This window comes from Corynebacterium suicordis DSM 45110 (assembly GCF_015351405.1).
GTDB classification, from domain to species: Bacteria; Actinomycetota; Actinomycetes; order Mycobacteriales; family Mycobacteriaceae; genus Corynebacterium; species Corynebacterium suicordis.
Genome location: NZ_JADKMY010000001.1, coordinates 1,038,139 through 1,052,425, shown reverse-complemented (window position 1 = coordinate 1,052,425; position 14,287 = coordinate 1,038,139). Strand labels below are relative to the sequence as shown.

Genomic DNA, 14,287 nt, shown 5'->3' with positions numbered 1-14,287 from the left:
TATGAATGGATTTATGTTTCAGGGGCTCGCGGAATTGCGCCGCGCCAAGGCCCGCACAGCGCTCATCATCGTCACCGTCCTCATGATCACCCTGATGGTTACCTTCCTCAGCTCACTGGCGGCTGGGTTGCAGCACCAATCCGTCTCCGCTCTGCAAAACGAACTCTCGGGAGGCAAGGCGCTGGTGGTGGCCGGGGATAACCTCTCCAGCTCACAGCTCTCCAGCCAGCAAGAAGCAGATGTGAATGCGGCCGGTGGAGAGTTGGTTCACCTGGCCCGCACCCCGGATGCGATGCACATCTCCCGCACGGATGGTCAGCAGCCCGCGGACCTGTACCTCGAACATCAACCGGTGGTCTGGGGCACCCCGCAGGAAGTAGCTGACATACCGGGCGCGGCCACCGTGGGCGTCGTGCCCGCCGATGCCGGAGTGGACGGAGCTCTCGAAGGACAAGACGCCCTCAACACCTCCGCCTCGTACAAAGGTGAGCAGCAGTCGCTGGGGTTGATGATCAACCTGCTCTACGTGATCTCCGCACTGGTACTCGGCGCCTTCTTCGCGGTGTGGACAGTGCAGCGCCTGCGTGGCGTGGCCATCAGCGCGGCTCTGGGCGCTTCCCGCTCGGTAATCATCACGGATGCGGTGGGCCAGGCGCTGGTGGTGCTCGCCATCGGCATCACCTTCGGCGCGGCAATCACCGTGCTGGCAGGAACGTTCATTTCAGGCATCCCCATGGTGGTGTCCCTGTGCACCGTGGGCATCCCCGTGCTCATCCTCCTGGCCGCTGGCCTACTCGGCGCAGCCCTGTCCATCCGCCCGGTGCTGAAGATCAATCCGCGCACTGCACTGAACGCTTAGCTCTCAGCGCTCAACTTCCCCGCACAACCACACACCCTCCCACCAGAAGGAAACTCTCATGCTGGAAATGAACCACATCGTCCTGGACGTACAAGACGGAAAGTCCGCCCGCCGAATCATTAACGATGTCTCCATGCGCATCGAACCTGGAGAGGTCGTGGGTCTAACCGGCCCATCCGGCTCCGGCAAGTCCACCCTGCTGGCGATAGCCGCTGGCCTGCAAGAACCCACCGAGGGAACCGCAGTGCTCAACGGCACGATTGATCTGGTCCACGGCGGGCCCAAGGTTCGCCGCGAGCACGTGGGCATCGTGTTCCAACAACCGAACCTGTTGCCCTCCCTCTCGGCCCAGGAGCAGCTGCTGGCCATGACCCGGTTGGATCGCACGTGGGGGCTCGGCTCCAGCGAGTGGAAGCGGGATCAAAAAAGAGCCAGCGATTTGCTGGCTCGGGTGGGTCTGGCAGATAGGCTCGACGCCTCGGTGAGCGATCTTTCCGGTGGTCAGCAAGCCCGAGTTAATGTGGCCCGGGCGCTGATGAACCAGCCTGATCTGCTGCTGGTTGATGAGCCCACTGCTGCCCTGGATACTCAGGCAGCCGATGCGGTGACCAAGCTGATCGTGGACATGGCTCGGGAATCGCAGATCCCCGTGCTCTATGTCTCTCACGATGCCCCCCAGCTCAGTGGACTCAACCGGGTGCTCACCATGGTGGATGGCGAGCTGGTTGATGAGCTAGCTGAACAGCGGGTCAGCTAGCGACCTGGGCTATCAAGCCCAGCTAGCGGGTGACGCGCACGTCCGCCTGCGCGCCTTCGATGGCTTCCAAGCCCTGCTCTTCAGCAATGCGCATTGCCTCTTCGATGAGGGTTTCCACGATCTGATCCTCGGGCACGGTCTTGATGACCTCACCCTTCACAAAGATCTGGCCCTTGCCGTTGCCGGATGCCACGCCGATGTCCGCATCGCGAGCCTCGCCCGGGCCGTTAACCACACAGCCCATGACAGCCACGCGCAGTGGGAACTCCATGCCTTCCAGACCAGCGGTGACCTCTTCAGCCAGCGTGTACACGTCCACTTGAGCGCGACCACAGGATGGGCAGGACACGATCTCCAGCTTGCGTGGGCGCAGGTTCAGCGACTGCAGAATCTGATCTCCCACCTTGATCTCTTCCACGGGATCCGCAGACAGGGACACGCGGATGGTATCGCCAATGCCCTCTGCCAGCAGTGCGCCGAAAGCCACGGATGACTTGATGGTGCCCTGGAATGCAGGTCCTGCCTCAGTGACTCCCAAGTGCAGTGGGTAATCGGATTGCGCGGCCAGCTGACGGTACGCCTCCACCATGATCACCGGGTCATTGTGCTTCACAGATATAGCGATATCGCCGTAGCCGTGCTCCTCGAACAGCGAGGCTTCCCACAGCGCGGATTCCACCAAGGCTTCAGGCGTGGCCTTGCCGTACTTCGCCATGATTCGGCTATCGAGGGAACCGGCGTTCACGCCGATGCGGATGGGGATGCCGGCATCGCCCGCAGCCTTCGCCACTTCCTTCACGCGGCCATCGAATTCCTTGATGTTTCCGGGATTCACACGGACGGCGGCACAGCCGGCGTCGATAGCCGAGAAGATGTACTTCGGCTGGAAATGGATATCCGCGATCACGGGAATGGGTGACTTCTTGGCGATGATGGGCAGCGCCTCAGCATCCACGGTCTTGGGGCAGGCCACGCGCACGATGTCACAGCCAGAGGCAGTGAGCTGGGCGATCTGCTGGAGCGTCGCGTTGACATCGTGAGTCTTGGTGGTGGTCATGGACTGCACGGAAATCTGGTGATCACTGCCCACGCCCACTCCACCGACCATCAGCTGGCGGGTCTTGCGACGGGGCGCGAGGGTGGGCGGTGGGCCGTCGGGGATTCCCAATGAAATACCGGACATGAAAACTCCTGACCTAAATCAACATCTATCTGCGACGAACATCTGCGCCACAGCCATCGCTACTGCAGTTGAGCGATGTGTTTGTGCACCTGAGGTGCTTGCAGCGCCCACTCTACTCGGAACCAGGACAGCCCCGCGCGTCAGGTCTCGCCCGTTGCAGTTTTGCTGGGGGTCAAGCCCGAAGCAGCGTTAGAACACCTGGACCGGATTAACGATATCCGCCACGATCACCGTGAATCCAAAGACCATCAAGATCAGCGTGGCCGCGTAGGTCAAGGGCATGAGCTTGGTGTAGTCGGCAGGCCCTCCCGGTTGGAGGCCGCGGAGGCGTCGGAAAAAATCACGGATCTTCTCGTAGACGATCACGATGATGTGTCCGCCATCCAGTGGCGGCAGCGGTACCAGGTTGAAGGCCGCGAGGAACAGGTTCAGGCTGGCCAGGGTCATGAAGAAGGCCTGCCACATGTCCAGCTCCACCATTTCGCCACCCAGGCGGGAGGCACCCACCACGCTCATGGGCGAATCTGTATCGCGGTTACCACCGAAGATGGATTCCACCACGGCGGGGAAGCGCTGCGGCAGCTGCACCACGCCCTGGATAGTCTGCTCCACCATGTTTCCGGCAAAGGCCGCAGAACCCACCACGGCGGTGGCCGGGTTGTAGCGCACCATCTCCACCTTGGGCTGGACGGCCTGAATACCCACGGCACCCACGGTCATGGGCTTGCCGGAAGTCGCGATGCGCTCCACCAGGGCGACCTGCAGATCCAGCGGCACCTCGCGTCCCTCGCGCTGCACCACGGCGGGCACGGTCAGGGTATCCCCGGGCTGCCCATCGGACTCATCGCCCAGCTTGGTGATGGCCTTCTGGAAATCCGGGAAGGTCGGCGTTTCCTCGCCATCCACGGAAACGAACTTATCCCCCGGCCGCACACCAGAGCTTGCCGCGGGACCGGCACCCTCACACTTCGCCAGCGTGCCATCTGCATTTTGCTGCGGAGCCACACACTGCGTCTGCTCCACCAAAGGCGTGAACGGCTTGTTCGTCTCCGGCAGACCCCACGCCAGAGCAATGCCGTAAATGATGCCCAGTGCCAGGGCGATATTCACGATGATTCCACCCAGCATCACGATGATGCGCTGGTAGGCGGGGCGATCGTACATCGCGTACGGCCGCTCTTCCTCGGTCATCTCATGCAGCTTGGTCATGCCCGCGATATCGCAGAAACCACCCAGCGGGACAGCCTTGAAGCCGTACTCCGTGTTGCCCTTTTTCCGGGACCAGATGGTGGGGCCAAAACCGATGAAATACCTGCGCACGCGCATGCCAAACATCCGCGCGGTGTACATGTGACCCGCCTCATGCAGCGCGATGGACACCACGATTCCCAGCGCGAAGAGCAGCACTCCGATTATGAAAGCCATGTGCGCATCCTTTCATGGGCCTGGGCGCGGGCAGCGCGTTCTGTGTCCACTACTTCCTCAACCGAGCTTGGGCTGCCTGCCAGATCAGCGCAATCTTCCATCACAGCGGCCACGGTGTCCACGATGCGCGGGAAACTCAACCGTCCGTTGAGGAACTCCACGGCGGCTTCTTCGTTTGCGGCGTTGTAGATGGCGGGCATCGTGCCCCCGGTGGCAACTGCCTGCCTGGCCAGCTGCACGGCCGGGAAGACTTCATTATCCAGTGGCTCAAATTCCCACGTGGATGCCTTACTGAAATCCAAGGCGGGCTGAGCCCCGGGTACCCGATCAGGCCAGCCGAGCGCCAGGGCGATGGGTAGTTTCATGGAGGGGGGCGACGCCTGCGCGATGGTTGATCCGTCGTTGAACGTCACCATGGAGTGAACAATCGACTGCGGGTGCACCGTGACATCAATGAGCTCCGGATCCATCTCGAAGAGCAGAGATGCCTCGATGAGCTCCAAGCCCTTGTTCACCATCGTGGCGGAGTTCAAGGTGTTCATCTGTCCCATGGACCAGGTGGGGTGCGCTGCCGCCTGGGTGGGAGTCACGTCTTCCAGCTGCTCGCGGGACCAGCCGCGGAATGGACCACCGGATGCCGTGAGCACCAAGCGGGCGACCTCTTCACGCTTGCCCGCGCGCATGCACTGCGCCATCGCGGAATGCTCGGAATCCACGGGGATGATCTGCCCGGGGCGGGCTGCGCGCATCACCAGTTCACCGCCAGCCACCAGGCTTTCCTTGTTGGCCAAAGCCAGGCTCGCTGGAGAGTTCAAGGTGGCCAAGGTGGCGTTGAGTCCGAGGGAACCCACGAGAGCGTTGAGCACCACGTCTCCCTCTTGCAGCTGCGCGCCGGCTTCCTCAACCAATTGGCGCGCGGAATCCTTGCCGCGGATCACTCGTCCGCCCAGTTCGGCGTCGATTACATCCGCGCTGCGCTCGGAGGCCACAGCAATCTGGTTGGCCTTGAGCCCGAACTGGCTGGCCTGCTCCAGCATCAACTGGGGATCGCTGCCGCGGGCAGAAAGACCTACCAATTCGAAGTGATCGGGATTATCCGCGATCACCTCCAGAGCCTGCGTACCGATTGACCCTGTGCTTCCGAGGAGAACAACGCGCTTTTTCACCAGCACCATCTTTCCATGTCTCTAGAAATTGAGGAATACCGGGCTGCTGTGAACATGCTGATAGGGGCTCGCGCGGATGGCTATTCAACTCAGGATCACTCGCTGTTGAGCGAACATGCAGCCGGTTCACGCCTCCTTACAATGTGTGGCGCGGAAGCCCCTAACCCCCTATTGGGTGGCGATACCCACAAAGCTGGCCGAATATGTCAAAATACAAGGGATACAACTGACTGCGCACTGGCCGGCTGACTCCGGTTTTGAACCCCGGCGCAATCTCCTGACGAACTATTGGAGGAACCGATGGCTTCCCACGCTACGAAGGTCGAAGTTTACGAGGGCGTCTCTACGGACGATGTGCCCTCTGCAGCTTGGGGCTGGAGCGCTCTTTCCCGCCGCTCGATGGTTATTGCTGGCGTGTGCGGTGGCCTCTTCCTTTTGGGCATGCTGTTCGGCAACCACAAGGGCAACGTGGAAAACTACTTCCTCATCGCGCTGGCTATCTTGGTTTTCTTCGGCACCGCGGTGTTGGCATTCCAGCCAAAGCTGACCCAGCGCCAGACCTTGACCGCTCGCAACCAGCCAGTGGGTCACGTGGAGCCACTGTGGACCGCTGAGCAGCGCAACATGACCGGCGTGTACGCCAACCTCACCCGCGAGCAGCGCATGGCGCTGAACATGGATGGGACTTCCGAGGGATAATTTCCCCACTCTGCACTTCCAGAGCAGCTAGAGCGTTCAGAAAAGCCCGCGTCCTTCCCAAGGACGCGGGCTTTTTTGCGGCGTATTAGGCGCGCTCTTCAGCCGCCAACTGACCACAGGCTGCGGCAATTTCCTGGCCCTTGGTATCGCGGACAGTACACGGCACACCCTGCTCGATCACGCGACGGACAAACTCATCCTGGCGCTCCTTGGGCGAAGCATCCCACTTGCTGCCCGGGGTTGGGTTCAACGGAATCACATTGACGTGCACCTTGGAACCCAATGCGCCGTGCAGCTTCTTGCCAAGCAGTTCCGCGCGCCACGGCTGGTCATTGATATCGCGGATCAATGCGTACTCAATGGAGACTCGACGGCCGGACTTCTCAGCGTAATAACGCGCCGCATCCAGCACTTCCTCGACTGACCAGCGGTTGTTCACGGGCACCAATGTATCGCGGAGCTCATCGTCCGGAGTGTGCAGCGATACGGCCAGGCGCACGGACATGTCCTCATCCGCCAGCTTGCGGATGGCCGGAGCCAGGCCCACGGTAGAAACAGTGACGTTGCGCTGGGAGATGCCGAAACCATCCGGTGCCGGTGAGGTGATCTTGCGGATGGTTTCCACCACGCGCTTGTAGTTCGCCAGCGGCTCACCCATGCCCATGAACACGATGTTGGACAAGCGTCCCTCTTCACCCGCCACATCGCCATCGCGCATCGCAACCGCGGCGGTGCGCACCTGCTCCACCATTTCACCGATAGATAGGTTACGGTCCAGTCCACCCTGGCCAGTGGCGCAGAATGGGCAGGCCATGCCGCAGCCAGCCTGCGAAGAAATACACAACGTGGCACGGCCCGGGTAACGCATCAGCACGGATTCCAACAGGGTTCCATCGTGCAGACGCCACAGGGTTTTCCGGGTTTCCCCGTCATCCGCTTCAGCTTCGCTGATCGGAGACATCAATTGCGGGAACAGCGATTCTTGAACCTTTCCCCGCATGCCTTCCGGCAGGTCCGTCATCTCCATCGGGTCGCCCTGGAGGCGGCCATAGTACTGCCGGGCGATCTGATCGGCGCGGAATTTTGGCAGGCCGATCTCCTTCACCGCGTCTTGGAGCTTCTCGCGTGAGAGGTCCGCCATGTGGGTGGGCGGCATGCCGCGGCGCGGGGCCGTGAAATTCAATTGCAATGGTGTAGCCATGATGCCAGCCATTATTGCACGTTAAATGACATAACCCCATTTGCTGTAGTGGCGCATTCGTGCAGAATCACGTTGAATGGACGGCATGACTAATCAAGATCCCATCAACAACAGCTTCGACAACCAGCCCGTGGCTAATTACACGGAGACTGAGTATGCAGACGCGACGTCGACAAACAATGATCTCGCACCTACCACCACCGCCCGCGAGGACGCCAAGGTGGAAAAGTCCATCGCGGGCAGCACGTGGGTTGCGTTGATCATCGGCGCCATATTGCTGATCCTGTTGCTGGTCTTCATCATGCAGAACCAGGAAAACGTACAGCTGCAGCTCTTCGCATGGGAGATGACCTTCCCCATCGGCGCTGGCATGCTCATCGCCGCGATCACCGGCGCCCTCATCATGGCCCTGGCGGGTGGCGTGCGGATCATGCAGCTTCGACGCCAAGTTTCCCGTTCCCACCGCTAGTCCCCTCCCCTCTCACGAGGGAAACGCCCCGCGGCTGCTCACTTGGAGCACAAGCCTGCGGGGCGTTTTTTTTGGGTTCTTCGGGGAACAGCTAAGCGCCGGAACGGTTAAACAGCACTGAGCATATTCAGGACCACCCAGGTGATCATGGCTGCGGGCAAGAGGCCGTCGAGGCGATCCATCAGGCCGCCGTGGCCGGGAAGCATGCCGGACATATCCTTGATGCCCAGATCGCGCTTGAACTGGGATTCCACGAGGTCGCCGAGTGTGCCACATGTCGCCAGGCCCACGCCCAGGAGGATGCCCACCCAGAATTCGCCGCCCAGCATGAGGGTGACACAGCCGATACCAGCGGCGATGGAGAACACCACCGAGCCGGCGAAGCCTTCCCAGGACTTCTTGGGGCTCACCGCTGGTGCCATCGAGTGAGTACCGAAGAACACGCCGAAGACGTAACCGCCCACGTCGGAGGCGATCACGCACAGCATGAACGTGAAGATGAAGGCTGAGCCCGCGACCTCGTTATTCTCCATGCGGGAAAGCATGGCGGCGAACGCGCCGAACAACGGGATCCAGGTGAGGATGAAGATTCCCACGGCCGTGTCCCGCACGTAGTTGTGCGGTGGGGATTTGCGACCGTGATGGAACAGGCGGGTGACCATCAACAGCAGCACGCTCAGGCCGTATCCGGCCACCAAACCCGTGGTGCCGAACGGCCATGAGAGGTAAACCATCAGCTGGCTGCCGATAACGATGGTGGCCAGTGGCAGGACGTATCCCGTTTCATAGAGCCGGCGCCAAACCTCATAGCTGGCCAGACCCATCGCGGTAGCCACCAGTGGGTACCACGTGATGGGTGACTGCAGCGCGCCTAATACCAACAGCGCGAGCAGCACGCCCACGCCGATCGCCTGCTTCAGATCACGACCGGCTCCATTCTTCGGTTTCGGAGCTCCCATGGGGTTTAGACCTCCATCAGCTCCTTTTCCTTGTGTTCAACCAAGGACTCAACCTGAGTGACGTAGTTCTGCGTGACCTTGTCCAGCTCTTTTTCTGCAGCCTTGACTTCGTCCTCGCCAGCTTCGCCGTCCTTTTGGATCTTGGCCAGCTGTTCCATTCCCTTGCGACGAATGTTGCGGATGGCGATCTTGCCATCTTCGCCCTTGGACTTCGCCACCCGGGTGAGGTCCTTACGACGCTCCTCGGTCAGCTGCGGGATAGTCACGCGCATGACCTGGCCATCGTTGGTGGGGTTCACACCCAGATCCGAGTTGCGGATCGCATTCTCGATGACACCCATGGAGGACTGCTCGTAAGGCTTGATGATCAGCATGCGTGGTTCAGGCACGCTGATGGTAGCCATCTGGGTGATCGGGGTGGGGCTGCCGTAGTATTCAGCGACCACGCCGTTGAACATCGCGGGGTTGGCGCGTCCGGTTCGGATGGTAGTCAGGTCTTCGCGGACATGGTCCACGGAACTGGACATACGCTCTTCGGACTCAAGCAAAACGTCATCAATCATGGAATTGAATCTACCAGCTGCCGGGCCCAGCAGTGCTGTTGACCGCGCGGGTCGGCCAAGCCTCTGTTCTACTTGGACTGGGTAGCGACGAGCGTGCCGATCTTTTCGCCAGCCACAGCGCGGGCGATGTTGCCTTCGGTGAGCAGGTTGAAGACCAAGATTGGAATGTCATTATCCATGCACAGGGAGAACGCGGTGGCATCCGCCACCTTGAGGCCCTTCTCGATGACCTCGCGCGGGGTGATCTCAGTGAACAGTTCCGCATCGGGGTTCACGCGGGGATCATCGCTGTACACGCCATCGACTCCCTTGGCCATGAGCAGCACGTCACAGCTGATTTCCAGGGCGCGCTGCGCAGCGGTGGTATCGGTGGAGAAGTATGGCATGCCCATGCCCGCGCCGAAGATCACCACGCGGCCCTTCTCCAGGTGTCGGTCTGCCCGCAGTGGCAGGTAAGGCTCAGCCACCTGGGTCATCTGGATAGCAGTCTGCACGCGGCAGTCCACGCCTGCTTGCTCGAGGAAGTCCTGGAGAGCCAGGCAGTTCATCACGGTGCCGAGCATGCCCATGTAGTCAGAGCGGGAGCGATCCAGGCCGCGCTGCTGCAGCTGGGCCCCACGGAAGAAGTTTCCGCCGCCGATCACCACGGCTACTTCCACACCGGTCTTGGATACTTCTGCAATCTGTCGCGCGACGTTCTGCACCACGTCTGGGTCGATACCGACATTGCCACCGCCGAACATTTCACCACCCAGCTTCAGCATTACTCGCTTGTATGCGCTGCGGTCATTGGTGGTAGTCACGCGTTGGTCTCCTTGATGAGAGTTCGAGGGGTGAGAAGTTGGGCGTCGAAAAACGAAATGGCACCCAACCTGCTGGCACATATTCGTTTAACCACCCTACCGTGGCCACGGCATGCCCGGCGATCAGGCCACCCCAAAATATGCGGGTGGAACGGGGCGGGCGATCGTCCCCTGTCGCGCCGCCGCCACACCCCAGCAACCACATGAAGGCATAAAGAAAACCGGCGAGAGAAACCATGTTCTCTCACCGGTTGACTACGAGCCAGAAGCTATTAAGCCTGGCCAACTTCGAAACGCTCGAAGGCGGTCAGCTGGATGCCGGCATCTTCGGCTACCTGCTTGACGGTCTTCTTGGATTCGGTGACGGATGGCTGCTCCAGCAGAACAGCATCCTTGTAGAAGCCCTTGACGCGACCCTCAACGATGTTTGGCAGTGCCTTTTCTGGCTTGCCCTCTTCGCGAGCGGTAGCTTCAGCGATCTCGCGCTCCTTGGCGACGATATCGGAAGGAACATCCTCGATGGACAGGAAGCGAGCCTTGAGGGCTGCAACCTGCATAGCAGCTGCGCGTGCAGCCTCAGCGTTATCGCCGGTGTAGGCAACCAACACGCCGACTGCTGGAGGCAGGTCAGCGGAACGGTGGTGCTTGTACACAGCAACGTTGTCGCCCTCGATGGTGACAGCGCGCTTGAGCTCGAGCTTCTCGCCGATCTTGGCGGAGAGCTGCTGGAGTGCATCCAGTGCGGTCTGTCCGTCGATGTCAACGTTCTCCAGCTCTTCGCGGGAGTTGGCCTTAGCGGCAGCGGCAGCTTCAGCGACCTTGTTTGCGAAGTCAATGAACTCGGAGTTCTTGACCACGAAGTCGGTCTCGGCGTTGACCTCGATCATGGTGTTTCCGGAGATGGCGATCAGGCCCTCGGAGGCGGAGCGCTCTGCGCGCTTGCCCACGTCCTTGGCGCCCTTGATGCGCAGGATCTCGATGGCCTTATCGAAGTCGCCCTCGGCTTCAACGAGTGCCTTCTTGCAGTCCATCATGCCGGAACCGGTGATTTCGCGGAGCTTCTTTACGTCTGCTGCGGTGTAGTTCGCCATATGTGGCGTTCCTCCTAGATTGGTGGAAAAGTTCAATGTAGCCGTTTGCTCAACAGCCTAAGTGAAGACGATCGCCCACGCCCGTTGGGCACCGTTTCAGGTGGTCCATACGGGGTGGGCGGTGAGAGTAATTACTCTGCGGACTTAGCCTCGGTTGCCTCAGCTGCTGGGGTTTCAGCTGCTGGAGCTTCGGTGGCTGGAGCCTCCTGAGCAGCAGCTTCTGCTGGTGCCTCAGTGGTTGCCTCTGCGGCTGGAGCTTCAGCGGTATCGCCGGCAGCGTCCTTGGCAGCAGCTTCCTGGCGCTCGGTGCGAGCCTGGCGGCCTGCCTCCACAGCGGAAGAGATCACGGAGGTCAACAGGTTTGCGGAACGGATCGCATCGTCGTTGCCTGGGATCGGGAAGTCAACCACGTCTGGGTCACAGTTGGTATCGATGACTGCGACAACAGGAATGTTCAGCTTGTGCGCCTCGGCGACAGCAATGTGCTCCTTGTTGGTGTCAATGATCCACAGTGCGGAAGGAATCTTGGACATTTCCGCGATACCGCCCAGCACGCGCTCCAGCTTGGTGCGCTCGCGGGTCAGCATGAGGATTTCCTTCTTGGTGCGGCCCTGGTAGCCGTCCTCAGCAGCGTCCATTGCCTGGAGCTCCTTGAGGCGGTGCAGACGCTTTGCCACGGTCTGGAAGTTGGTGAGCATGCCACCCAACCATCGGTGGTTCACGTAAGGCATTCCGACACGGTCGGCCTGTACCTGAACGGCTTCCTGAGCCTGCTTCTTGGTACCGACGTAGAGAATGTGGCCACCGTGGGCAACAGTCTCCTTGACGAATTCGTATGCTTCGTCGATGTAGGTCAGGGTCTGCTGCAAATCGATGATGTAGATGCCGTTGCGGTCCGTGAAGATGAATCGCTTCATCTTCGGGTTCCAACGACGGGTCTGGTGACCAAAGTGCACACCAGCATCGAGCAGTTCGCGCATAGTAACAACAGCCATAGTGTTACAGGGGCAGTCTCACTGAGTGTTCAGCGCTTCCGTATGAAGTGCTGCCCCTTCCTCGCTTTCAAAAGTCTAAAGGTTTTACGGTTTTCATTCGCTCTACTTGCATCTTCCCGGCTGGGTCGATGTTCGCAAAGCGTCCTGGCAGATATCCTCGGGCTGCGCTTCACCTGTGCCCCGCTTTCCTTGCGGAAATACTTGGGGACCGTGATGGTGAAAGCAAAATGAGGTCGCATCTCATCTACGCGTAGTCAGCATGGGCGCCTTGCCGAGTGCTAATGCGTGGCACTCTATCTCCGGCACATAATCACTGATTTCTTCTGTGCGAATACTTCAGTGACTGTGCCATCGGGCAAAACTTTTGCATACTGCTGTCGCCCACCTTACCCCGTGATTACGGCAAGCAACAACTTAGTTGAGCAGCGTGTCTGTGGATAAAGTTCGTTGTCCACAGGCGGCCGTCCGTGGTGGTTGTTTCCCTTTCTTTTCGACGCCACCCTGATCCCATGCATCCACCTTTCAGACCGAATGATCCACGGGTCTCCACCACCGCTTTCTGCTGGCTTATCGCCCTGTTAAGCATCATCCTGCTGCAGCTGAGCATCCCGCCTGCACTCGGGCAGGCTGTTCCCACTTCTCAACCTGAACTCCCTGCCGCTCCCCTGTCCCGCACTCATCGCCTCCCCATCGCCACCTCACCTGGAGAATCTCCGCAGAGCGCGGTCCTGACTCCCGCGGCCATCCCAGAGAAGAACTGGGAAAGCGGACACCGCGGTGTGGATCTCCGGGCGCAACTAGGTGATTCAGTATTCGCGTCTCGCGGGGGCACAGTGCACTTCGCCGGATCAGTGGCGGGCACGCCTGTGATCTCTGTGCTGCATACAGATGGGCTGCGCACCACGTATGAGCCTGTCCGCACAGAATTGAAGAAAGGTGACACAGTGCGCCGAGGTCAGCTGATTGGCCACCTGGTGGGTACCGCGACTTTGGGGGAACACGCACGTAAGGGGCCCGGGTTGTCTTGGGGTGCGCGCGTGGGAGAGACCTATGTGGATCCGCTCACGCTGCTCGGCACTCCGCACGTGCGGCTATACCCCTCTGTTCCAGCGGACTAGCGCGAGTCGCCGCTGCGCGGGTGAGCCTGACGGAAGACAGCCTGCAGGCGTTCGGCTCCCACGTGAGTGTAGATCTGCGTGGTGGCCATGCTGGAGTGACCGAGTAGCTCCTGGACGGATCGCAGATCTGCGCCACCCTCCAACACTGCGGTCGCCGCGGAATGCCGCAACCCATGCGGTGAAAGCCTCGGGCCGTCGGCTGATTCTGTGGCGCTATTCACCACGCTGCGGATCTGTCGCTGGTCAATGCGACCCCCTCGTGCCCCGAGAAACAGTGCGGATGACGAACCCTTGGCTGCCCGCGAATTCAACAGTGAGGTTCTGACCTTCAACCATTCAATGAGGGCATCGGAAACCGTTTTGCCGAACGGAACCACCCGAGTCTTATTGCCCTTACCCGTGACGCGGAGATAGTGATTCTGCAGATCCGCATCGGTTATGTCCGCACCAGCCAGCTCACCCACGCGAATGCCGGTGGCATACAGCACCTCGAGCATCGCCCAATCTCGCACGGATAGCGCGCGCTCCCGCGGAGTAGCTTCGGGATCATCTTTTACTTGCTGCGCGCGAGTGCGGGCGGCATCCAACACGTCATTGGCTTGATCCAACCTGAGCACGCGAGGCAGATGCTTCTGCGGTTTCGGGGCCTTGAGCGCACTGACAGGGTTGGCTTCCACCAGACCCTTGTGCGCCAAGAATGTGCCGAAGCCCTTGAGCGAGGAGACCATGCGGCTAATCGATGCCCGGCTGGCCTCCCTTTCCACTGCCCACCCCAGCACATCCCGGGCGTGATCCAAGGTGAAATCCGCGATCTCCTCCTTGCCCTCGAGCGCAGCTGTCAGATCTTGGGAATATGCACGGATGGTGTTATCCGAACGCCCCACCACGTACCGCAAGTGGTTTTGATACTCCTCCACCGCCCGCGCCAATGGCGAACCGGGGACCAGGGCTTCCCGGCGCGTGGTACTGGAGTGACTCATGGGATTAATCCTATACGCG

At 60.5% G+C, this 14,287-nt stretch carries 15 protein-coding genes; 5 read left to right on the top strand and 10 right to left on the bottom strand.

From position 1 onward, the window contains the following. The first annotated feature begins 1 nt into the window (after nt 1). Together IRY30_RS04905 and IRY30_RS04900 are read left to right on the top strand one after the other, a co-directional pair. Nucleotides 2-859: an ABC transporter permease gene (locus tag IRY30_RS04905; RefSeq protein ID WP_309825052.1), complete on the top strand. Its 858-nt coding sequence runs from the start codon at nt 2-4 to the stop codon at nt 857-859. Nucleotides 860-917: 58 nt separating this feature from the next. Next, nucleotides 918-1,616, top strand: coding sequence for an ABC transporter ATP-binding protein (locus tag IRY30_RS04900; protein ID WP_194556229.1), 699 nt, complete (start codon nt 918-920; stop codon nt 1,614-1,616). A gap of 22 nt (nt 1,617-1,638) precedes the next feature. On the opposite strand, the gene ispG is transcribed toward IRY30_RS04900, so the two are convergent. The 3 genes from ispG to dxr form a co-directional block, all read right to left on the bottom strand. Continuing rightward, a complete protein-coding gene (gene ispG / locus IRY30_RS04895) occupies nt 1,639-2,799 on the bottom strand; it encodes a flavodoxin-dependent (E)-4-hydroxy-3-methylbut-2-enyl-diphosphate synthase (protein ID WP_194556228.1) in 1,161 nt (386 codons plus the stop codon). Nucleotides 2,800-2,988: 189 nt separating this feature from the next. Continuing rightward, nucleotides 2,989-4,224 carry a M50 family metallopeptidase gene (locus tag IRY30_RS04890; protein ID WP_194556227.1) on the bottom strand — a complete coding sequence of 412 codons (1,236 nt, stop codon included), beginning with the start codon at nt 4,222-4,224 and terminating at the stop codon, nt 2,989-2,991. Next, nucleotides 4,212-5,399, bottom strand: coding sequence for a 1-deoxy-D-xylulose-5-phosphate reductoisomerase (gene dxr, locus IRY30_RS04885; RefSeq protein WP_194556226.1), 1,188 nt, complete (start codon nt 5,397-5,399; stop codon nt 4,212-4,214). Before dxr ends, IRY30_RS04890 begins: the two co-directional genes overlap by 13 nt. Before the next feature lie 291 nt (nt 5,400-5,690). Here dxr and IRY30_RS04880 point away from each other — a divergent pair, with 291 nt between their 5' ends. Beyond that, nucleotides 5,691-6,089, top strand: coding sequence for a DUF2631 domain-containing protein (locus IRY30_RS04880; protein WP_194556225.1), 399 nt, complete (start codon nt 5,691-5,693; stop codon nt 6,087-6,089). Nucleotides 6,090-6,174: 85 nt separating this feature from the next. On the opposite strand, the gene rlmN is transcribed toward IRY30_RS04880, so the two are convergent. Then, the gene (rlmN, locus tag IRY30_RS04875) at nt 6,175-7,290 is read right to left on the bottom strand and encodes a 23S rRNA (adenine(2503)-C(2))-methyltransferase RlmN (RefSeq protein ID WP_194556224.1); all 1,116 of its coding nucleotides are present in this window, start codon (nt 7,288-7,290) and stop codon (nt 6,175-6,177) included. Between the two features lie 85 nt (nt 7,291-7,375). On the opposite strand from rlmN, the gene IRY30_RS04870 reads away from it, so the two are divergent. Beyond that, the gene (locus tag IRY30_RS04870) at nt 7,376-7,759 is read left to right on the top strand and encodes a LapA family protein (protein ID WP_228502573.1); all 384 of its coding nucleotides are present in this window, start codon (nt 7,376-7,378) and stop codon (nt 7,757-7,759) included. A 107-nt stretch (nt 7,760-7,866) separates the two neighbouring features. Here the strand turns inward: IRY30_RS04870 and IRY30_RS04865 are convergent, their stop codons facing one another. From IRY30_RS04865 to rpsB, 5 genes are all read right to left on the bottom strand, one after another. Beyond that, entirely contained in the window at nt 7,867-8,718 is an 852-nt protein-coding gene (locus IRY30_RS04865; protein WP_194556222.1) for a phosphatidate cytidylyltransferase, read from the bottom strand. Nucleotides 8,719-8,723: 5 nt separating this feature from the next. Continuing rightward, complete coding sequence (gene frr / locus IRY30_RS04860; protein ID WP_194556221.1) at nt 8,724-9,281, bottom strand: ribosome recycling factor; 558 nt, start codon at nt 9,279-9,281, stop codon at nt 8,724-8,726. A 68-nt stretch (nt 9,282-9,349) separates the two neighbouring features. Further along, the gene (gene pyrH, locus IRY30_RS04855) at nt 9,350-10,045 is read right to left on the bottom strand and encodes a UMP kinase (RefSeq protein WP_228502966.1); all 696 of its coding nucleotides are present in this window, start codon (nt 10,043-10,045) and stop codon (nt 9,350-9,352) included. A gap of 311 nt (nt 10,046-10,356) precedes the next feature. Beyond that, nucleotides 10,357-11,175: a translation elongation factor Ts gene (gene tsf, locus IRY30_RS04850; RefSeq protein WP_194556219.1), complete on the bottom strand. Its 819-nt coding sequence runs from the start codon at nt 11,173-11,175 to the stop codon at nt 10,357-10,359. Nucleotides 11,176-11,306: 131 nt separating this feature from the next. Then, nucleotides 11,307-12,170 (bottom strand): 30S ribosomal protein S2, encoded by an 864-nt coding sequence (gene rpsB, locus IRY30_RS04845; RefSeq protein ID WP_194556218.1) that lies wholly within the window; start codon nt 12,168-12,170, stop codon nt 11,307-11,309. Between the two features lie 509 nt (nt 12,171-12,679). Between rpsB and IRY30_RS04840 the strand changes: the two genes are divergently transcribed. Beyond that, nucleotides 12,680-13,288 (top strand): M23 family metallopeptidase, encoded by a 609-nt coding sequence (locus IRY30_RS04840; RefSeq protein ID WP_194556217.1) that lies wholly within the window; start codon nt 12,680-12,682, stop codon nt 13,286-13,288. Here IRY30_RS04840 and IRY30_RS04835 read toward each other — a convergent pair. Continuing rightward, the gene (locus IRY30_RS04835) at nt 13,285-14,268 is read right to left on the bottom strand and encodes a tyrosine recombinase XerC (protein ID WP_194556216.1); all 984 of its coding nucleotides are present in this window, start codon (nt 14,266-14,268) and stop codon (nt 13,285-13,287) included. The two genes, IRY30_RS04840 and IRY30_RS04835, sit on opposite strands and share 4 nt — an antisense overlap. Between the last annotated feature and the right edge of the window lie 19 nt (nt 14,269-14,287).

Excerpts from the sequence above, each read along its gene's own strand:
- ispG (WP_194556228.1), bottom strand. The coding sequence starts at position 2,799 with ATGTCCGGTATTTCATTGGGAATCCCCGACGGCCCACCGCCCACCCTC.
- frr (WP_194556221.1), bottom strand. The coding sequence starts at position 9,281 with ATGATTGATGACGTTTTGCTTGAGTCCGAAGAGCGTATGTCCAGTTCC.
- tsf (WP_194556219.1), bottom strand. The coding sequence starts at position 11,175 with ATGGCGAACTACACCGCAGCAGACGTAAAGAAGCTCCGCGAAATCACC.
- IRY30_RS04900 (WP_194556229.1), top strand. The coding sequence starts at position 918 with ATGCTGGAAATGAACCACATCGTCCTGGACGTACAAGACGGAAAGTCC.
- IRY30_RS04870 (WP_228502573.1), top strand. The coding sequence starts at position 7,376 with ATGACTAATCAAGATCCCATCAACAACAGCTTCGACAACCAGCCCGTG.
- IRY30_RS04865 (WP_194556222.1), bottom strand. The coding sequence starts at position 8,718 with ATGGGAGCTCCGAAACCGAAGAATGGAGCCGGTCGTGATCTGAAGCAG.
- dxr (WP_194556226.1), bottom strand. The coding sequence starts at position 5,399 with ATGGTGCTGGTGAAAAAGCGCGTTGTTCTCCTCGGAAGCACAGGGTCA.
- rlmN (WP_194556224.1), bottom strand. The coding sequence starts at position 7,290 with ATGGCTACACCATTGCAATTGAATTTCACGGCCCCGCGCCGCGGCATG.
- IRY30_RS04840 (WP_194556217.1), top strand. The coding sequence starts at position 12,680 with ATGCATCCACCTTTCAGACCGAATGATCCACGGGTCTCCACCACCGCT.
- IRY30_RS04905 (WP_309825052.1), top strand. The coding sequence starts at position 2 with ATGAATGGATTTATGTTTCAGGGGCTCGCGGAATTGCGCCGCGCCAAG.
- pyrH (WP_228502966.1), bottom strand. The coding sequence starts at position 10,045 with ATGCTGAAGCTGGGTGGTGAAATGTTCGGCGGTGGCAATGTCGGTATC.
- IRY30_RS04835 (WP_194556216.1), bottom strand. The coding sequence starts at position 14,268 with ATGAGTCACTCCAGTACCACGCGCCGGGAAGCCCTGGTCCCCGGTTCG.
- rpsB (WP_194556218.1), bottom strand. The coding sequence starts at position 12,170 with ATGGCTGTTGTTACTATGCGCGAACTGCTCGATGCTGGTGTGCACTTT.
- IRY30_RS04890 (WP_194556227.1), bottom strand. The coding sequence starts at position 4,224 with ATGGCTTTCATAATCGGAGTGCTGCTCTTCGCGCTGGGAATCGTGGTG.
- IRY30_RS04880 (WP_194556225.1), top strand. The coding sequence starts at position 5,691 with ATGGCTTCCCACGCTACGAAGGTCGAAGTTTACGAGGGCGTCTCTACG.